16 protein-coding genes and 1 other annotated feature are annotated in these 21115 nt (G+C 40.3%); of the genes, 12 read left to right on the forward strand and 4 right to left on the reverse strand.

Features of this window, described 5'->3' with window-relative positions:
• Positions 1 to 12 precede the first annotated feature (12 nt).
• The 10 genes from rplA (at position 13) to tuf (ending at position 14680) form a co-directional block, all read left to right on the forward strand.
• Positions 13 to 711: a 50S ribosomal protein L1 gene (rplA, locus tag H9D55_RS00955; protein ID WP_186076031.1), complete on the forward strand. Its 699-nt coding sequence runs from the start codon at positions 13 to 15 to the stop codon at positions 709 to 711.
• A gap of 44 nt (positions 712 to 755) precedes the next feature.
• Positions 756 to 909 (forward strand) — a sequence feature (ribosomal protein L10 leader region).
• A gap of 29 nt (positions 910 to 938) precedes the next feature.
• A complete protein-coding gene (gene rplJ / locus H9D55_RS00960; protein WP_186076033.1) occupies positions 939 to 1457 on the forward strand; it encodes a 50S ribosomal protein L10 in 519 nt (172 codons plus the stop codon).
• A 39-nt stretch (positions 1458 to 1496) separates the two neighbouring features.
• Positions 1497 to 1868: a 50S ribosomal protein L7/L12 gene (gene rplL / locus H9D55_RS00965; RefSeq protein ID WP_186076035.1), complete on the forward strand. Its 372-nt coding sequence runs from the start codon at positions 1497 to 1499 to the stop codon at positions 1866 to 1868.
• Positions 1869 to 1955: 87 nt separating this feature from the next.
• Positions 1956 to 2555: a class I SAM-dependent methyltransferase gene (locus tag H9D55_RS00970; RefSeq protein WP_186076037.1), complete on the forward strand. Its 600-nt coding sequence runs from the start codon at positions 1956 to 1958 to the stop codon at positions 2553 to 2555.
• 240 nt (positions 2556 to 2795) lie between these two features.
• A complete protein-coding gene (gene rpoB / locus H9D55_RS00975; protein WP_186076039.1) occupies positions 2796 to 6344 on the forward strand; it encodes a DNA-directed RNA polymerase subunit beta in 3549 nt (1182 codons plus the stop codon).
• Positions 6345 to 6381: 37 nt separating this feature from the next.
• On the forward strand, positions 6382 to 10041 hold the full coding sequence (gene rpoC / locus H9D55_RS00980) for a DNA-directed RNA polymerase subunit beta' (RefSeq protein ID WP_186076041.1): 3660 nt from the start codon (positions 6382 to 6384) through the stop codon (positions 10039 to 10041).
• Between the two features lie 260 nt (positions 10042 to 10301).
• Positions 10302 to 10712 (forward strand): 30S ribosomal protein S12, encoded by a 411-nt coding sequence (gene rpsL / locus H9D55_RS00985; protein ID WP_186076043.1) that lies wholly within the window; start codon positions 10302 to 10304, stop codon positions 10710 to 10712.
• Between the two features lie 51 nt (positions 10713 to 10763).
• Positions 10764 to 11234 carry a 30S ribosomal protein S7 gene (rpsG, locus tag H9D55_RS00990; RefSeq protein WP_186076045.1) on the forward strand — a complete coding sequence of 157 codons (471 nt, stop codon included), beginning with the start codon at positions 10764 to 10766 and terminating at the stop codon, positions 11232 to 11234.
• Positions 11235 to 11294: 60 nt separating this feature from the next.
• Positions 11295 to 13376, forward strand: a complete 2082-nt coding sequence (gene fusA / locus H9D55_RS00995; protein WP_186076047.1) for an elongation factor G — start codon at positions 11295 to 11297, stop codon at positions 13374 to 13376.
• 116 nt (positions 13377 to 13492) lie between these two features.
• Complete coding sequence (tuf, locus tag H9D55_RS01000) at positions 13493 to 14680, forward strand: elongation factor Tu (protein WP_186076049.1); 1188 nt, start codon at positions 13493 to 13495, stop codon at positions 14678 to 14680.
• 232 nt (positions 14681 to 14912) lie between these two features.
• Here the strand turns inward: tuf and H9D55_RS01005 are convergent, their stop codons facing one another.
• The 4 genes from H9D55_RS01005 to H9D55_RS01020 are packed head-to-tail and all read right to left on the reverse strand — an operon-like array spanning position 14913 to position 18766.
• Entirely contained in the window at positions 14913 to 15224 is a 312-nt protein-coding gene (locus tag H9D55_RS01005; RefSeq protein WP_186076051.1) for a TM2 domain-containing protein, read from the reverse strand.
• Positions 15224 to 16402: a M20 metallopeptidase family protein gene (locus tag H9D55_RS01010; protein ID WP_186076053.1), complete on the reverse strand. Its 1179-nt coding sequence runs from the start codon at positions 16400 to 16402 to the stop codon at positions 15224 to 15226. Before H9D55_RS01010 ends, H9D55_RS01005 begins: the two co-directional genes overlap by 1 nt.
• Position 16403: 1 nt before the next feature.
• Positions 16404 to 17588 (reverse strand): M20 metallopeptidase family protein, encoded by a 1185-nt coding sequence (locus tag H9D55_RS01015; protein ID WP_186076055.1) that lies wholly within the window; start codon positions 17586 to 17588, stop codon positions 16404 to 16406.
• Positions 17579 to 18766 carry a M20 metallopeptidase family protein gene (locus H9D55_RS01020; protein ID WP_186076057.1) on the reverse strand — a complete coding sequence of 396 codons (1188 nt, stop codon included), beginning with the start codon at positions 18764 to 18766 and terminating at the stop codon, positions 17579 to 17581. Before H9D55_RS01020 ends, H9D55_RS01015 begins: the two co-directional genes overlap by 10 nt.
• A 175-nt stretch (positions 18767 to 18941) precedes the next feature.
• Between H9D55_RS01020 and H9D55_RS01025 the strand changes: the two genes are divergently transcribed.
• Positions 18942 to 20129 (forward strand): glycine C-acetyltransferase, encoded by a 1188-nt coding sequence (locus tag H9D55_RS01025; RefSeq protein ID WP_186076059.1) that lies wholly within the window; start codon positions 18942 to 18944, stop codon positions 20127 to 20129.
• Between the two features lie 15 nt (positions 20130 to 20144).
• On the forward strand, positions 20145 to 21101 hold the full coding sequence (locus H9D55_RS01030; RefSeq protein WP_186076061.1) for an NAD-dependent epimerase/dehydratase family protein: 957 nt from the start codon (positions 20145 to 20147) through the stop codon (positions 21099 to 21101).
• Positions 21102 to 21115 lie beyond the last annotated feature (14 nt).

Consider the following 21115-nt stretch of genomic DNA (forward strand, 5'->3'; position numbering starts at 1 on the left):
GGAGGATATATAATGGCTAAGAGAAGTAAAAAGTATCTAGCAGCGCTAGAGAAATTCGATCAAGAATCTACTTACTCAATCGAAGAAGCAGTAAAACTTGCTCAAGAAACAAGCATTGCTAACTTTGATGCATCAGTAGATGTAGCTTTCCGCCTAGGTATTGATACACGTAAAAACGACCAACAAATTCGTGGTGCGATGGTTTTACCTAACGGAACAGGTAAGACACAACGTGTATTAGTATTCGCTAAAGGCGACAAAATTAAAGAAGCTGAAGAAGCAGGAGCAGACTACGTAGGTGAGGCTGAACTTGCACAAAAAATCAACGGTGGTTGGTTTGATTTTGACGTAATCGTTGCAACGCCTGACATGATGGGTGAAGTTGGTAAACTAGGTCGCGTATTAGGACCAAAAGGTTTAATGCCAAACCCTAAGACGGGTACTGTAACTATGGATGTTAAAAAAGCAGTTGAAGAAATTAAAGCTGGTAAAGTAGAATACCGCGCTGAAAAATCTGGTATTGTTCACGCTACTATCGGTCGTGTCTCATTCGGTACAGACAAATTAGTAGAAAACTTCAATGCATTACATGATGCATTAGTTAAGGCGAAACCTGCTTCAGCTAAAGGAACTTACTTCAAGAGTGTAACAGTTTCAAGCACAATGGGTCCTGGTGTGACTATTGAGCCATCTGCAGTAAGAATCGACTAATTATATATTGACAAGGGTAGATATATTTGATATATTTACTCTTGTGAATTTTAATAAACTTACCTAAGACAGTAGGAGTATTTATTATTTGAATACTTAAAAGACCATCCTGCCGAGGCAATGAAAAAATGACTTGTATATACTATATATATTCAAGCACTTTTTGCCGAAGGTAAAAGGTGCTTTTTTTATTGCACCAAGACACAATATTATGGAGGTGTAACTGAATGTCAAATGTTATCGAGATGAAGAAACAACTCGTTTCAGAAATCGCAGAGCAATTCAAAAACTCGGTTTCAACTGTAATCGTAGACTATCAAGGTCTTTCAGTAGCGGAAGCAACTGAATTACGTAAACAACTACGTGAAGCAGGTGTAGACTTCCACGTTTATAAAAACACTATGGTACGTCGTGCTGTAGCAGAAGCTGGAATCGAAGGATTAGATGAACTTCTATCAGGGCCAAACGCAATCGCATTTTCTAATGAAGACGTAATTGCGCCTGCAAAAGTACTTCACACATTTAGTAAAGACAACGAAGCTTTAGAAATTAAAGGTGCAGTTGTTGAGGGTGTAGTAACTTCTGCTGAAGACATCAAAAAGATCGCAACATTACCTTCAAAAGAAGGACTTATCTCTATGTTCCTTTCTGTTCTACAAGCGCCAATGCGCAACTTCGCTTATGCAGTTAAAGCTGTTAGCGAGCAAAAAGAAGAAGGTACAGAAGAAGCAACAGAAGAAGCTTAATCAAGTTATTTAATTAAATTAAAATGGAGGAAAATTAAAATGGCACTTAAAAAAGAAGATATCATTGAAGCTATCAAAGAAATGTCAGTTTTAGAATTAAACGAATTAGTAGAAGCAATTGAAGAAGAATTTGGAGTAACTGCAGCAGCTCCTGTAGCAGCAGCTGGAGCAGCAGGCGGAGACGCTGGCGCTGAAGAGAAAACTGAATTCGACGTTGAACTTACAGACGCTGGTGCTTCTAAGATCAAAGTTATCAAAGTAGTACGTGAGGTAACTGGTTTAGGTCTTAAAGAAGCTAAAGAAATGGTAGACAACGCTCCTAAAGTTATCAAAGAAGGCGTTTCACAAGAAGAAGCAGACGAGCTTAAAGCTAAACTTGAAGAAGTTGGCGCAGGCGTAGAAATTAAATAATCTTGTGTCTAAATAAAAAAGACTCATAAACATTGGTTTATGAGTCTTTTTTCTGCTATCTTTGTAAGTGATAAGGAGGAGTACGAATTGTCTCATTACTACACAACTGATGATACAGCGCATGTATATCAACGTATTAAGCACACGTTTCGCGGAAAGACATATATATTCAAAACAGACCGAGGTGTGTTTTCAAAAGACGCAGTCGACTATGGCTCGAATGTTTTAATTGAAGCAGTGATCGACACAGTTGAGAGTCCTTCTGACTTTATCGATATGGGATCAGGTTACGGCGCAATATCAGTGATTATCGCTGATCACTTTAAGACAAAGCCGCTGATGGTTGAAGTCAATAGAGATGCGATCGATGTGTCACTCGAAAACTTAGAAGTGAATCAAGTCACGGGACAGGTTATGGAACGCGAGAGCTACGACGTAACAGATTTTAGGACTGATCTGTATGTTACGAACCCACCGTTTAGAGTTGGTAAAAAAGTTGTCATGGAAATTTTACAAGATGGTTTTAATAGATTAAATAGTGGTGGTTTGTTTTATATGGTCGTTCAGAAGAAGCAGGGTATGCCATCCTACAAGAAAGAATTAGAACGTCTTTTTGGGAATGTAGAAATCGTTAGAAAAGACAAAGGATATTATATTTTAAAAGCATTTAAAGAAACAAAAATATAAATGTTTAATTTGTCAAATGTTAAAGTAAATAAATTTGACTTGACAAATTCATTGTGTTATAGTTATTAAATGAATATTATTATCAATAAGTATGCACATTTTTGCGATGATATTGATAGTTCCGTACGAATAAGTCAATGCTAAATAGGAAATGGGGTTATGTAATTCCGTTTTCTTTTTTGTCTTATGAGGTCTATCTGTTGATAATAGTGGGAAATTTTTTTAGGGGTGAATCTGTCGATGAGTCAAGTGATTCAGTATGGAAAACATGCAAAACGTAGAAGCTATGCACGTATCGAAGAGAAGTTGGAGTTACCAAACTTAATAGAGATCCAAACAAATTCATACGAATGGTTTCTAAATTCTGGCTTAATCGAAATGTTCAAAGATATTTCTCCTGTAGAAGATTTTACAGGAAACATTTCGCTTGAGTTTGTCGACTATAAACTTGGAGAGCCAAAGTATAACGTTGAAGAGGCTAAAAACCACGATGCAACGTACTCTGCGCCACTTCGCGTTAAAGTAAGACTCATTATTAAAGAAACTGGTGAAGTTAAGGAGCAAGAAGTATTCATGGGTGACTTCCCACTCATGACGGATACTGGTACGTTTATCATCAATGGTGCTGAACGTGTTATCGTATCTCAGCTTGTAAGAAGCCCATCTGTTTATTATGCAGATAAGGTAGATAAGAATGGAAGAACGAGTTACACAGCAACGGTTATACCAAATCGTGGAGCATGGCTCGAATATGAAGTCGATGCTAGAGACACTGTGTACGTAAAAATTGACCGTACTCGTAAAATGCCAATTACAGTGCTCTTACGTGCACTTGGATTTACAACTGACCAAGAAATCGTAAATCTTCTTGGGGACAGCGAGTACCTACGTAATACTTTAGACAAAGATACAACTGAAACTGTCGATCAAGCACTCTTAGAAATTTACGAGCGTCTACGTCCAGGTGAACCACCAACAGTAGAAAACGCGAGAAACCTACTATATACACGTTTCTTCGATCCGAAACGTTATGACTTAGCAGCAGTAGGACGCTATAAGATGAACAAAAAGCTTCATCTTAAAAACCGTCTATTCAACCAAGTTTTAGCAGAGCCTATTGTAGATTCTGAAACAGGTGAAATTGTAGTAGAAGCAGGTACTACAGTTGATAGACGCACGCTCGACTCTATTATGGAAGTACTTGAAACAAGTGCAAACATGAAAACATTTGATTTTGAACAAGGTATTTTAGATGAACCTGTTGAGATTCAATCAATCAGAGTTAACTCAAATAACTCAGAATTACCAGATAGCACTACTAACGTTATCGGGAACGCATTCCCTGACAACGAAGTAAAATCTATTACACCTTCAGATATCATTGCGTCAATCAGCTACTTCTTCAACCTATTACATGGTGTTGGAGACACAGATGATATTGACCACCTTGGTAACAGACGTTTACGTTCTGTAGGTGAATTACTGCAAAACCAGTTCCGTATTGGTGTTGCACGTATGGAACGTGTTATCCGTGAAAGAATGTCTATCCAAGACATCGACACAGTTACACCACAACAATTAATTAATATCCGTCCTGTAATTGCATCTATTAAAGAGTTCTTTGGTAGCTCGCAATTATCACAGTTCATGGACCAAACAAACCCACTTGCAGAGCTCACACATAAACGTCGTTTATCAGCACTGGGGCCTGGTGGGTTAACTAGAGAACGTGCAGGAATGGAAGTACGTGACGTTCACTATTCTCACTACGGGCGTATGTGTCCAATTGAAACTCCAGAGGGCCCAAACATTGGTCTAATCAACTCACTTTCAAGCTATGCGCGCGTGAATGAGTTTGGTTTCATTGAAACACCATACAGAAGAGTAGATAGAGAAACGAACAGAGTCACGGAAGAAATTGACTATCTAACAGCCGATGAAGAAGACAACTATGTAGTTGCTCAGGCGAATGCAGTTCTTGCAGAAGATGGCTCATTCGTAAATGAGGACATCATTTGTCGTTTCCGCGGTGACAACACTGTTATGCCACGCGAACGTATGGACTACATGGACGTATCTCCTAAGCAGGTTGTATCTGCAGCGACAGCATGTATTCCATTCTTAGAGAACGACGACGCGAACCGTGCACTAATGGGTGCGAACATGCAACGTCAAGCTGTGCCACTATTAATTCCTGAATCACCGTATGTTGGTACAGGCATGGAACACGTAGCAGCAAAAGACTCAGGTGCAGCAATTGTGTCACGCTACAAAGGTATCGTTGAACACGTAGAATCTCGTGAGATTCATGTACGCCGTTTAGAAGATAAAAAAGGTGACGGCAAATTTGTTGAAACTGAACTCGACAAATACAATCTAGTGAAATTCGTGCGTTCAAACGCAGGAACGTGCTACACTCAAAAACCAATTGTTGAAGTTGGAGAAGAAGTAGAAAAAGGCGAAATCTTAGCAGATGGACCATCCATGGACAATGGAGAAATGGCATTAGGCCGTAACTTAGTTGTTGGATTTATGATGTGGGACGGTTATAACTATGAAGATGCTGTAATCATGTCAGAACGTCTTGTTAAAGACGACGTGTATACTTCTATTCACATTGAAGAATACGAATCGGAATCAAGAGATACAAAACTTGGTCCAGAAGAAATCACAAGAGATATTCCAAACGTTGCAGAAAGTGCAATGAAGAAGCTTGATGAACGTGGAATTATTCACATCGGTGCGGAAGTAAAAGACGGCGATATCTTAGTCGGAAAAGTAACGCCTAAAGGTGTTACTGAGCAAACGCCAGAAGATCGTCTGTTACACGCAATCTTTGGTGAAAAAGCACGTGAAGTACGTGATACTTCATTACGTGTGCCACACGGTGCGGGTGGTATCGTCTTAGATGTTAAAGTATTTAATAGAGCAGACGGGCACGAACTATCACCTGGTGTTAACCAGTTAGTTCGCGTGTATATCGTTCAGAAGAGAAAGATCTCAGTCGGAGATAAAATGGCGGGACGCCATGGTAACAAGGGTGTAATTTCTAAGATTTTACCGGAAGAGGACATGCCTTATTTACCGGACGGTACGCCAATCGATGTCATGTTAAATCCACTCGGGGTACCATCACGTATGAACATTGGTCAGGTGCTTGAATTACACCTGGGTATGGCCGCTCGTGAAATGGGACTTAAGATGGCAACACCTGTATTCGATGGTGCCAACGAAGATGACGTTTGGAACACTATGGAAGAAGCAGGACTTGCTAGAGATGGTAAAACAGTACTTTATGACGGAAGAACAGGGGAACCATTTGAAAACCGTGTATCTGTCGGCGTCATGTACATGCTTAAACTCTCACACATGGTAGACGATAAACTACACGCAAGAAGTACAGGACCATACTCACTTGTTACACAACAACCACTCGGAGGTAAAGCGCAATTCGGTGGTCAGCGTTTCGGTGAGATGGAAGTATGGGCGCTTGAAGCATATGGTGCAGCGTATACATTACAAGAGATTCTTACGGTTAAGTCAGACGACACAATCGGTCGTGTGAACACTTATGAAGCGATTGTTAAAGGTGAAAACTTACCAGCGCCAAGCATTCCAGAATCGTTCCGTGTACTCTTAAAAGAACTACAATCACTTGGTCTTGATGTTTCAATCATGGACGAAGACGACAATGAAGTAGAAATGCATGCATCAGAAGATGATTTTGCACCGAGTGAACCAAAAGAAGTAGATGAGAAAGCTGAAGCAGCGAAAACTGTTACAGAGTAAGCTCCACTTACAAGAAACTTTTAGGGAGGAAAGCTCATTGATAGATGTAAATAGATTTCAGTATATGAAGATCGGGCTTGCATCACCTGAGAAAATCCGCTCATGGACTAGCGGAGAAGTTAAAAAACCAGAAACAATTAACTACAGAACACTTAAGCCAGAAAAAGACGGTTTATTCTGTGAGAAGATTTTTGGACCAACAAAGGACTGGGAATGTGCATGTGGTAAATATAAACGTGTACGATACAAAGGTCATGTGTGTGAAAATTGTGGTGTAGAAATTACACGTGCGAAAGTACGTCGTGAAAGAATGGGGCACATTGAACTCGCTGCCCCTGTTTCACACATTTGGTATTTCAAAGGAATACCTTCACGTATGGGACTGTTACTTGATATGTCTCCGCGTAATTTAGAAGAAATTATCTATTTCGCATCTTATGTAGTCATTGAACCAGGATCAACTGGACTTGAATCGAAGACACTATTATCGGAACGTGAATACCGTGAATATTACATGAAGCACGGTAATACGTTTACTGCAAAAATGGGTGCGGAAGCAATCAAAGAACTTCTTCAAAAAGTAGACTTAGAAAAAGAATTAGAAGAGTTAAAAACTGAACTTGAAACTGCGACAGGTCAACGTTTAACTCGTGCAATTCGTCGTTTAGAAGTTGTAGAAGCATTCCGTCACTCTGGAAACAAACCTGAGTGGATGGTTCTCGATGCACTTCCAGTTATTCCACCAGATATCAGACCTATGGTTCAATTAGATGGTGGACGTTTCGCGACAAGCGATTTAAACGACTTATACCGCCGTGTTATCAACCGTAACAACCGTTTAAAACGTCTTCTTGACCTTGGTGCTCCTGGCATCATCGTTCAAAACGAAAAACGTATGTTACAAGAAGCAGTAGATGCTTTAATCGATAACGGTCGTCGTGGCCGTCCTGTAACAGGACCTGGCAACAGACCACTTAAATCACTTTCTCATATGCTTAAAGGTAAACAAGGTCGTTTCAGACAGAACTTACTTGGTAAACGTGTAGACTATTCAGGACGTTCGGTTATCGTTGTAGGTCCGAGTCTTAAAATGTACCAATGTGGTTTACCAAGGGAAATGGCATTAGAGTTATTCAAACCTTTCGTAATGAGAGAGCTTGTTGCAAGAGATCTTGCTACAAACATTAAAAATGCGAAAAACAAAATTGAGCGTTTAGACGAATCAGTTTGGGACGTATTAGAAGACGTAATAAAAGAGCATCCAGTTCTGTTAAACCGTGCACCTACCTTACACAGACTTGGTATCCAAGCATTCGAACCAGTATTAGTAGAAGGTCGCGCAATTCGTCTTCACCCACTCGTAACTACTGCATATAACGCAGACTTCGATGGTGACCAGATGGCGGTTCACGTACCTTTATCTAAGGAAGCACAAGCAGAAGCACGCATGCTCATGCTTGCGGCCTCTAACATCCTTAACCCAAAAGATGGTAAACCAGTTGTTACACCATCTCAGGACATGGTACTTGGTAACTACTACTTAACACTTGAAAAAGAAAACACAAAACGTGAAGGACACATCTTTAAAGACTATGAAGAGGTTATCATGGCATACCGTTCGGGCTATGCATCACTTCACACAAGAATCGGTGTTCACACAGGTAATATGCCTGTTGAGAAAATCGGCGAAGAGCATACGGATAAAATCCTTATGACTACCGTTGGTAAAGTGATTTTCAACGAAATTATGCCACCAAGCTTCCCGTACATCAACGAGCCGACGCGCGAAAACTTGGAACGTAAAACTCCAGATCGTTACTTCATCAAAGCAGAAGATCTAGGTGAAGAAGGGCTTGTAGGCAAGTTTAGAGATACCGCGGTTGTAAAGCCTTTTGACAAAGGATTCTTAGGACAAATTATTGCCGAAGTCTTCAACAAGTTCCACATCACAGAAACATCTGTAATGCTAGACTTAATGAAAGACTTAGGATTCAAATATTCAACGCGTGCAGGTATCACAGTTGGGGTATCAGACATTATCGTTCTTCCGAACAAGCAAGAACTCATTGCTAAAACAGAAGAAAAAGTTGAAGTTGTTCAAAAACAATACGATCGAGGTTTAATCACTGAAGAAGAACGTTACAACACTGTAATTGAAATGTGGACTAGAGTTAAAGACGACATTCAAGATCAGCTGATGGAGTCCCTTGATAAGTTCAACCCAATCTACATGATGGCAGACTCAGGAGCACGTGGTAACGCGTCAAACTTCACTCAGCTTGCAGGTATGCGTGGACTCATGGCAAACCCGTCTGGTCAGATTATCGAATTACCAATTAAATCTTCATTCCGTGAAGGTTTAACAGTACTCGAGTACTTTATCTCTACACACGGTGCGCGTAAAGGTCTTGCGGATACAGCACTTAAGACAGCAGACTCAGGTTACTTGACAAGACGTCTCGTAGACGTTGCGCAAGACGTAATCGTTAGAGAAGCTGACTGTGGTACTGATAAAGGGCTTAAAGTCAGTGAGATCAAAGAAGGTTCAGAAATTATCGAACCACTATTTGATCGTCTCGAAGGTCGTTATGTGAAAGAAACAGTGAGACATCCAAATACGGATGAAGTTATCATTGGTGCAAATGAATTAATTACATCTGATATCGCGAAAGAAATTGTCAATGCAGGAATTGAAGAAGTTTACATCCGTTCAGCATTTACATGTAACACGCGCTATGGTGTATGTGAAAAATGTTACGGTAAAAACCTTGCGACGGGTGAAAAAGTTGAAGTTGGGGAAGCGGTTGGTACGATTGCAGCGCAATCTATTGGTGAACCAGGAACTCAGCTTACGATGCGTACATTCCACACAGGTGGAGTAGCAGGGTCAGACATCACTCAAGGTTTACCGCGTATCCAAGAGCTTTTCGAAGCGCGTAACCCTAAAGGTCAAGCTGTAATTACTGAGATTGAAGGTACAATCCAATCAATCGAACTCATCAAAGATCGCCAGCAAGAAATTAAGGTTAAGGGCCATGAAGAGACAAGAACTTACGTAGCTCCTGGAGCAGCACGCGTGATTGTTGAAGAAGGACAAACAGTCATACCAGGTGAAACGCTAACAGACGGATCTATTGAACCTAAAGAGCTCCTGAAAGTTGCTGGTTTAAATAGAACGCAAGAATATCTATTGAAAGAAGTTCAAAAAGTATACCGCATGCAAGGGGTAGAAATCGACGACAAGCACGTTGAGGTAATGGTCAGACAAATGTTACGTAAAGTTCGCATCATCGATGCGGGTGAAACGACACTTATCCCAGGTGCATTAGTAGATATTCACACGTTCCAAGAAGCAAACAAAGTTGTATTCCAAGGAAGAAAGCGTCCAGCTACAGCTAAGCCTGTGTTACTTGGGATTACAAAAGCATCACTTGAAACAGAAAGCTTCCTTTCTGCAGCATCATTCCAAGAAACAACTCGTGTTCTTACAGATGCAGCAATCAAAGGTAAACGCGATGACTTACTTGGACTCAAGGAGAACGTTATTATCGGTAAGTTGATTCCTGCTGGTACAGGTATGCCTAAATACCGTGACGTTGAAGTTGAAGTAGAAGGTCAACAAACTAGAATCGACGCTGAAGAAGAAAGAATTCAAGCGGAGAAAGAAGCAGCTGAAGAAGCCACAAGTGAAAAATAATATTTAAAACTGAATACTTCCGGTCAAAAATTTGTTTGGTCGGAAGTGTTTATTTTATTAATTTTAACTTAAAAAATGTCCTAGAAATAATTGACAGCACCTTTGGTTGGGTGTTACAATATTTAAGGTTACTCATATTGGGGTAACGCACGGATAAAAATGTGTTGTAAGAGCTTAAAATTCTTACAAATTTTTTATTGTTTAAAAATGAACCACCTGGATGTGTGGACTATTTGAATCAAGAGAGGAGGAAATGAAGAATGCCTACAATTAATCAGTTAATCAGAAAACCTCGTAAATCTAAAACGACTAAATCTGAAGCGCCTGCATTAAACAGAGGATTCAACAGCTTGAAGAAAGAAGTTACTCGTAACAATGCTCCACAAAAACGTGGTGTATGTACACGTGTTGGTACGATGACTCCACGTAAACCGAACTCAGCTTTACGTAAATATGCACGTGTTAGACTTTCAAACAACATGGAAGTTAACGCATATATCCCAGGGATTGGACACAACCTACAAGAGCACTCAGTTGTACTTGTTCGTGGTGGACGCGTAAAAGACTTATCAGGGGTACGTTACACAGTAGTTCGTGGAGCGCTTGATACTTCAGGTGTTGATGGACGTATGCAAGGACGTTCTAAATACGGTGCTAAGAAACCTAAATAAATTAAAAATAAACTCGAAAAAGCAATCATTTTATGGAAGGAGGAACTTGCTATGCCACGTAAGGGCCCAGTAGCTAAAAGAGACGTATTACCGGATCCAATTCATAACTCTAAATTAATCACTAAATTAATCAACAAGTTAATGGTTGATGGTAAACGTGGTACATCTCAAAAAATTCTTTATAGTGCGTTTGATTTAGTAGAAGAACGTTCAGGTAGAAATCCGATGGAAGTCTTCGAAGAAGCACTTGATAACATTATGCCATTACTTGAAGTTAAAGCACGCCGTGTTGGTGGATCTAACTATCAAGTACCAGTTGAGGTACGTCCAGAAAGACGTACAACTTTAGGACTTCGTTGGTTAGTTAACTATTCACGTCTTCGTGGAGAGAAAACTATGGTTGAAAGACTTGCAAACGAAATTCTTGATGCAGCAAACAACACAGGCGCTTCAGTTAAGCGTCGTGAAGAAATGCATAAAATGGCAGAAGCTAACAGAGCATTTGCTCACTACCGCTGGTAATTTTCGGCTAGTAGTCTGTTAGTTAAAATAGATTAACTCTTGGAAGGAGAAACAAGTTCTATGACAAGACAATTTTCATTAGAAAATACTCGTAATATCGGTATCATGGCTCACATCGATGCTGGTAAAACGACTACTACAGAACGTATCCTTTATTACACTGGCCGTATCCACAAACTTGGAGAAACTCACGAAGGTGCATCACAGATGGACTGGATGGAGCAAGAACAAGAACGTGGAATCACAATCACTTCAGCTGCAACAACTGCTGAGTGGGATGGTCACCGTGTTAATATCATTGATACTCCTGGACACGTAGACTTCACGGTTGAAGTTGAACGTTCTTTACGTGTACTTGACTCAGCTGTAACAGTATTAGACGCTCAATCAGGTGTTGAGCCACAAACTGAAACAGTATGGAGACAAGCGACTACTTACGGGGTACCTCGTATTGTATTCGTAAACAAAATGGACAAAATTGGTGCTGATTTTGAATACGCAATTGGTACTGTAAGAGATCGTTTACAAGCAAACGCTCATGCAGTTCAATTCCCAATTGGTGCAGAAGATGATTTCAGAGGAATCATCGACTTAGTTCACTGGAAAACTTACCTTTACAATGATGACTTAGGTCAAGACGTTGAAGAAGTAGACATTCCGGAAGAATTCCTAGAAAAAGCAACTGAAATGCGCGAAGCGTTAATCGAAGGCTTAGCTGACGTTAACGAAGAAATCATGGAATTATACCTCGGTGGAGAAGACATTCCAGAAGACGTGCTTAAGAAAGCTATTCGTGATGCGACTTGTGCTGTTGAATTCTATCCAGTATTCTGTGGTACAGCATTCAAAAACAAAGGGGTTCAATTACTCCTAGATGGTATTATTTCTTACTTACCATCACCACTTGACGTAAGACCTATCGTTGGTCACATGGTTGACAACCCAGAAGAAGAATACGTAGCAAAACCAGGCGATGACGAGCCATTCACGGCTTTAGCATTTAAAGTTATGACGGATCCATTCGTTGGTAAGTTGACATTCTTCCGTGTTTACTCAGGTAAACTAGAGTCTGGTTCTTACGTTTCAAATACAACAAAAGGTAAACGTGAACGTGTAGGACGTATTCTTCAAATGCACGCGAACTCACGTGAGGAACTTTCAACAGTTTACTCTGGTGATATCGCTGCTGCAGTTGGACTTAAAGATACAGGTACAGGTGACACATTAACTCAAGAAAAACTTGGCGTTATCTTAGAGTCAATGGAATTCCCTGAGCCAGTAATCCACTTATCTGTTGAGCCTAAATCAAAAGCTGACCAAGATAAAATGACTACTGCCCTTGTTAAATTACAAGAAGAAGACCCAACTTTCACTGCTTATACTGACCAAGAAACTGGTCAGGTAATCATCGGTGGTATGGGTGAATTACATTTAGACGTACTTGTTGACCGTATGAAACGTGAATTCAAGGTAGAATGTAACGTTGGTGCGCCAATGGTTTCTTACCGTGAAACATTCACACAATCAGCAGAAGTACAAGGTAAATTCAGCCGTCAGTCTGGTGGACGCGGTCAGTACGGTGACGTACACATTGAATTTATCCCTAATGAACAAGGTGCAGGATTTGAATTCATCGACAACGTTGTTGGTGGTGTAGTTCCACGTGAATACATCCCAGCTGTAGAAGATGGACTTAGAAATGCACTTGAAAACGGTGTTCTTGCTGGATATCCATTAGTAGACGTTAAAGCAAGATTATTTGATGGATCTTACCACGACGTTGACTCATCTGAGATGGCGTTCAAGATCGCAGCATCACTTGCTCTAAAAGAAGCGGCTAAGAAATGTAAACCAGTAATCTTAGAACCTGTTATGAAAGTTGAAATCGTTATGCCTGAAGAATATCTTGGAGATATCATGGGTGACGTAACTTCACGTCGTGGACGTGTAGAAGGTATGAACGCTCGTGGTAACGCACAAGTAGTTAATGCATTCGTTCCACTTTCAGAGATGTTTGGTTACGCAACTAGCTTGCGTTCAAATACTCAAGGTCGCGGAGTTTACTCAATGGTATTTGACCATTATGAGGAAGTTCCTAAATCGATCTCTGAGGAAATCATCAAGAAAAACACGGGTGAATAATCAATATACTTGATTTTTCATTGGTAAACATGTATAAATTGTATAGATACACTTCTGCCCAATTTACTTGGGCAGAATAATAATAATTTTCTTATAATAAGGAGAGGTATTTCAAAATGGCAAAAGAAAAATTTGACCGTTCGAAAACGCATGCCAATATTGGTACAATTGGTCACGTAGACCACGGTAAAACAACATTAACAGCTGCAATCGCAACTGTATTAGCTAAACACTATGGTGGAGCTGCTCAGTCTTATGACCAAGTAGACAACGCACCTGAAGAAAAAGAGCGTGGAATCACAATCAATACTTCACACATTGAGTATGAAACACCATCACGTCACTATGCTCACGTTGACTGCCCAGGACACGCAGACTACGTTAAAAACATGATCACTGGTGCTGCTCAAATGGACGGCGGAATCTTAGTAGTATCTGCTGCAGATGGCCCAATGCCACAAACTCGTGAGCACATCCTACTTTCACGTAACGTAGGTGTACCAGCACTTGTTGTATTCTTAAACAAAGTTGACATGGTAGACGACGAAGAATTACTTGAATTAGTAGAAATGGAAGTTCGTGAACTTCTTTCTGAATATGACTTCCCTGGCGATGACATTCCTGTAATCGCTGGATCAGCTCTTAAAGCACTTGAAGGTGACGAAGAGTATGAGAAGAAAATCTTAGAACTTATGGAAGCTGTGGATGAGTACATCCCAACTCCAGAGCGTGACTCTGACAAGCCATTCATGATGCCAGTTGAGGACGTATTCTCAATCACTGGTCGTGGTACTGTAGCTACAGGACGCGTTGAGCGTGGACAAGTTAAAGTTGGAGAAGAAGTTGAAATTATTGGTTTAACTGAAGCTCCTTCTAAGACAACTGTAACTGGAGTAGAAATGTTCCGTAAATTATTAGATTACGCTGAAGCAGGAGACAACATTGGTGCGTTATTACGTGGTGTATCACGTGAAGACATCCAACGTGGTCAAGTATTAGCTGCTCCAGGATCAATCACTCCACACAGCAAATTCAAAGCTGAAGTTTACGTTTTATCTAAAGAAGAAGGTGGACGTCATACTCCATTCTTCACTAACTACCGTCCTCAGTTCTACTTCCGTACAACTGACGTAACTGGCGTAGTGAACTTACCAGAAGGTACTGAAATGGTAATGCCTGGAGACAACATCGAAATGGATGTTGAATTAATTTCTCCAATCGCGATTGAAGACGGTACACGTTTCTCAATCCGTGAAGGTGGACGTACTGTAGGTTCTGGTGTTGTAACTGGAATCGACGCTTAATAAAAATTAAATCTTATGATTTATAACACTTCTAGACAATGTCTAGAAGTGTTTTTTTGTTTTAGAAAGATTAGACTATTAAGGATGAAAGAAAGATTAGAAATGAGATGTCGGAACAGGGAGATGTGTTCTTCATCTTCTAATTGATTATAAGCAATTGCCAATATTATCCTATACCTGTCAAAATTAAACCAATTATTAAAAAAGAGACCCTAAGGGGTCTCTTCATATCCTATCTTTTACTTCTATTAATTTCTCTTATCGCTTCGCGATATGCTTTACGCTTTGTGCTATTTACCATTGGTATGATTAAGAACATGTCTATGAATAACCAGATAATTGTTGGTATTCCAGCTGTCCACCATGATGTGAGTGCCGTGAGTAATAGAAGTATGAGTCCGCTAATCCAGCGCCCTAAATAGAATCTATGGATTCCTAGCATTCCTAGGAAGAACCACAATAGGTATGCAAGTAGCATACTTTTCTTATTGTTTTCGACATATGATTCAACATATATCTTTTCGTTTAGAGAAAGATTTCTCATTATTTCTTCACCTGATCAAAGTTAATTATAATTTTTAAGAATACTTCGAGGGCTGCTTTCATCCCTTCTTCGTCAATGTTGAACAGTGGGTTATGGTGTGGCACATCTATTCCTTTTTCCACATTTCCAACTCCTGTGGAGAAGTAACATCCAGGTACTTTTTGTAAGTAATACGCAGCGTCTTCTGCACCCATGGATGATGGGATTTCAACAACGTCTCTTATGAATATCTTGTCATTCGATGCGACATCTACAACATAGTCTGTCATATCCACATCGTTTTTAAGAGAAGGATATCCGTATGTTATATCCACATCAATCTTAACACCGAAACCTACTTCAATTCCAGTACAGAGCTCCTTGATACGTTTTGCTATGAGTTCTCTCACATCTTGCTCGTATGTTCTAATCGTACCTTTAATTTCTGCTTTATTTGGAATAACGTTAAACGCAACTCCTGAGTTAAATGCTGTTACTGATACAACTGCAGAGTCGAGTGGACTCACCGAACGCGACACAATCGTTTGTAGTTGCGAGATTAAAGATGCTGATGCAACAATCGGGTCAATTGCATTTTCTGGCTCTGCTCCATGTCCGCCGTGTCCATTTACAGTAATCGTAAATGAATCAGCATTTGCGTACATCGTGTCGTAGTTCCAACCGATGTGGTTCACCGGAAATAATGACGACACGTGAGTGCCAAAGAAATAATCGACTCCGTCTAATGCACCATCTTCGATCATAGAAATCGCGCCACCTGGTGGAAGTTCTTCCGCATGTTGGTGAATCGCCACAACGTTAACCGGGAGTTTATCTTTATGTTTAACTAATATTTTTTGAAGCGTCATGAGAGTTGCTGTGTGTGCATCATGTCCGCAGGCGTGCATGACGCCAGGGTTCTTAGATTTAAACTCAACATCCGCCTCTTCATCGATAGGTAATGCGTCGAAGTCTGCACGGAATGCGATTGTAGGGTATTCATCATCTACGTGAAGTCTTGTAACGAGACCATTTCCACCAACGTCTCTTCTAACCTCAATGCCTAGATTTTTTAGTTCATCATAAATGTATTGCTTCGTGTTTTCTTCTTGGAAAGAAAGCTCTGGATACATGTGCATATGGCGACGCATCCTAAGTGTGTCTTCAAAATGATCCTCTATAACTTTTTTTATATCCATATTATTCATGCTCCTTATTTAAGTAATCAAGTGCAGCACCAAGCATCACGGCAACGCCGTTTTTCATCCCATGCTCATCAATATCAAAGTGAGATGTGTGGTGTGCATAATCAGTATTTAGTGCAGTATTCTTAGTCCCAGTATAGAAAAATGCGCCAGGCACTTTTTCTAAGTAGTACGCAAAATCTTCTCCACCAAGATCTTTCTCTAATTTATTCGTTCTAGTCACTGTGGATACGTTATCCATCACGCCACGAACTAAATCAACCATCTCGTCATCATTTATAACAGGAGGATAGCCTTTCATATAGTCAAGCTCGAAACGGACTCCATGAGAGGTCTGTACGCCTCGCAGAGAGCGATTCAGTTCTTTTATCAGTCTCTTCTGTGTCTCATAGCTAAACGTGCGCAGAGTGCCTCCAATCATCACACGATCCGGAATAACATTATGCTGAGTTCCCGCATTAAAAATGGTGATAGATAATACAGCGTTATCCATAGGTGAAATCTTACGCGTAATGTTGTATTGCAAGTCGTGACAGAGCACAATTCCAGCAGCCACCGGGTCAATCGTCTTATGTGGTTTCGCCGCGTGGCCACCTTCACCAATTAAAGTAATCGTGAAATCATCTGGCATCCCAGTTGCGACACCATATTTGTACCCCATTTCACCGACTTCCATATGGCTCGAAACATGCATACCAAAAATTGCATCGACATTTTCGAGACAACCGTCGTTGATCATCTGAATGGCACCACCAGGGTCCACTTCTTCCGCATGTTGGAATATAAAAACAACGTTACCCTTCAATTCATCTTTATGTTTAGTAAGAATCTTCGCTACAGTAAGTAGTACAGCAGTATGAGCATCATGTCCACACGCATGCATAACTCCGTCTACTTGCGACTTATATGGAACTTTCTTTTCGTCTTGAATCGGAAGTGCGTCAAAATCAGCACGGAGTGCGACGGTTGGCTTATTTCTATCTATATTAAGTCTACCAACAACGCCGTTGCCACCAACACCTGTTTCCACTTCAATTCCAATATCCTTTAGGTACTCGGCTATGAATTTCGGTGTTTCAACTTCTTTGAAGGAAAGTTCTGGGTGCATGTGAAAGTGACGTCGCAGTCGTACGGTTTCAGCGAAGTGTTCGCGCGCTTCCTCTACGAGGTCTATCCCCATGTCACCACTTCCTCAATTTCTAGAATTTTCATAAACATCTGTAGTGCAGTCTTCATTGCATCTTCATCTAAATCGAATTTTTCGTGATGGTGCGCAAATGTTGAGTTCTTACCTTCACTACCTGATCCTGTATAGAAGAACGCACCAGGCTTGTCTTGAATATACATCGAGAAGTCTTCACCGATCATCGATGGTTTTGCTTCAACGAATTCGAGTCCGAGCGCTTTAGCTGCTTCTTCAACCACTTCAGCTTCACGGTCAAGGTTTACAACCGCGGGATATCCTTCTATGTAGTTTAGCATTCCAATAGCGCCACGCTTTTTCGCTGTATATTCGACTTCTAATTCGAAAATTTCTTTAATCTTTTGTTTTATTTCTGGCTTGAACGTACGCACTGTACCCTCGAACTCTACAACGTCTGGCATGACGTTAAATGAATTACCAGCAGATATCTTACCAATCGTCACAACAGCATTTTCTAATGGCGCAATTTGACGTGCGACCGCAGTTTGCAGACTCGTGATCATTTCAGCTGCAATTAAGATTGCGTCGATATTATTTCCAGGGTGAGCAGCATGTCCACCACGACCTTTAATTTTTACTTTAAATGTATCTGGGGATGAAATCAGCTCACCTTTACGCGTGCGAATTTCATGAGTTGGAAATTGGCTCCAGTAATGTTGACCATAAACCTTATCGACATCTTCTAAAATGCCGTCTTCTATCATGAACTTCGCACCACCAGGGGCTGTTTCTTCACCGAATTGGAAGATAAATGACACGGATCCTTTAAGTTTATCCTTATTATGACTTACAGCATCGACAAGAGCGATTAGGGTAGACGTGTGTCCGTCATGACCACACGCATGCATTACGCCCTCGTTTTGTGATTTATATGGTACATCCTTCTGATCGACAATAGGAAGTGCATCAAAATCAGCACGGAATGCGATGTGCGGATGACCTTCACCAAATGTAGCGAACAGTCCTTTCCCTGTTGTTTCATTGTTCTTACCCACATTTTCGCGAATCTTTAACCCATCATATTGCTTAAGTTTATCTAAAATAAATTCATATGTTTTTTCTTCTTTAAACGAAACTTCAGGATGCATGTGCATGTAACGTCTCGTTTCTACCATCTTGTCTTCTAGACTTGTTGCAATTTCTTTAATTGACATCTCTATTCCTCCATAAGTCGCGTTTGTTTAATTTTAGCAAAAAATCAGACTATTCTAAAGATGAACGATTATAAATTGAAAGAATATTGAAACTTTATACAAATAAATGTTTTTAGTTAAGGGTATCGCTTACTTTTGTTAAAATAGAATTAACATTATAAGGAGGGCATTTTTTATGTCTCAAATTTTAAAAGAATATTTAAACACACAACTCACTGAGTTAAAAGATAATGGGTTATACAATGAAATCGATGTTGTTGACGGTGCAAACGGACCTGTCATCACAATTGATGGCCAAAAGCTTATTAACCTATCGTCAAACAACTATTTAGGTCTTGCTACTGATGAAGACCTGAAGCAAGCCGCTAAAGATGCAGTAGATAGTCACGGAGTAGGTGCAGGCGCCGTACGTACAATCAACGGTACGTTAGATTTACACAAAGAGTTAGAAGACGTTTTAGCTGAATTCAAAGGTACAGAAGCTGTAATCGCGTTTACTTCTGGTTTCAATGCAAACCAAGGTGCAATTCCAGCAATCATGAAAAAAGGTGATGCAATTCTTTCTGACGCGTTAAATCATGCATCAATCATTGATGGATGTCGCTTATCTGGTGCAAAAATTATACGCGTAAACCACTCAGACATGGAAGACTTAAGACAAAAAGCGAAAGAAGCAACTGAATCTGGCGAGTACAACAAAGTAATGTTTATTACTGATGGTGTATTCTCAATGGACGGAGATGTTGCATTACTTCCTGAGATCATGGAAATCGCTAAAGAGTATGACCTAATCACTTATGTTGATGACGCGCATGGTTCGGGTGTTATGGGTAAAGGTGCTGGAACTGTTAAGCACTTCGGTTTAGAAAAAGAAGTCGATATGCAAATGGGTACTTTATCTAAAGCTATCGGTGTTGTAGGAGGATACGTTGCAGGTTCGCAAGAATTAATCGACTACTTAAAAGTAGCCGGACGTCCATTCTTATTCTCAACAGCACTAACACCTGCAGACACGAAAGCAATCACTGAAGCGGTGAGAAAGCTAATGGCATCTACTGAACTTCACGACAAATTATGGGAAAATGGGGACTACCTGAAGGCTGGTCTTAAAGATTTAGGATTCGACATCGGGCATTCAGAAACGCCTATCACACCTGTAATCATTGGTGAAGAAAAATTAACTCAGGAATTTTCTAAGAGACTTAAAGAAGAGGGTGTATACGCGAAATCAATCGTATTCCCAACAGTACCAAGAGGTACGGGACGTGTACGTAACATGCCAACTGCAGCACACACAAAAGAAATGCTCGATGACGCATTAAAAATTTATGAAAAAGTTGGAAAAGAGCTCGGCATTATCTAGGAGGATTTAAGCACAATGAAAAGAATTTTAATTACCGGTGCCCTTGGTCAAATTGGTACAGAATTAACCGTTAAACTACGTGAATTGTATGGAGAAGAAAACGTATTACCTACAGACTTAAGAATTCCAGAGCGGGGAAAGATGAAAGACACGCCATTCGAAATTCTTGACGTTACTGACAGTGATGCGGTTATGGAAATGACTAAAAAATTCAAACCAGACACGATTATTCACTTAGCAGCACTCTTAAGTGCTGTGGCTGAAAGAGAGCCTAAACGCGCATGGGAAATTAACATGGGTGGTTTAATGAACACGCTTGAAGCAGCACGTGAGGTTGGTGCACTATACTTTACACCAAGTTCAATAGGGTCGTTTGGTCCATCTACACCAAAAGACAATACACCACAGGAGACTGTTCAACGTCCATCGACTATGTATGGTGTGAATAAGGTAGCTGGTGAACTCCTTCTTGATTATTATCATGAGCGATTCGGCGTGGATACTCGCTCAGTTAGATTCCCTGGCTTAATCTCTTACGAACAAGAACCAGGTGGCGGCACGACAGATTACGCGTGTGAAATTTATTTTGAAGCGCTGAAAAACGGTTCTTACAAGAGCTTTATAGATAAAGGTACATTCATGGATATGATGTATATCGACGATGCAATCAACTGTATTATCGATTTACTTGAAGCCGATCCAGAGAAATTAACTGTACGCAACGCGTTCAACGTAAGCGCGATGAGTGTAGATCCAGAGATGGTTGCAGCTTCAATTAGAAAACATATACCTGAATTTGAACTTGGATATGACGTAGATCCAATGCGTCAAGCAATTGCTGAGTCATGGCCAAATAGTTTAAACTGTGATGAAGCGAAGAAACAATGGAACTTTAAATGCGCGTACGACTTAGACAAGATGACTGAAAAGATGCTTTCTGGTATTCGTGAACAGATGAATACAGCAAAATAAAGTAGGGATAGAAA

Origin of the sequence: Phocicoccus pinnipedialis (genome assembly GCF_903994035.1) — a bacterium.
GTDB lineage: Bacteria > Bacillota > Bacilli > Staphylococcales > Salinicoccaceae > Phocicoccus > Phocicoccus pinnipedialis.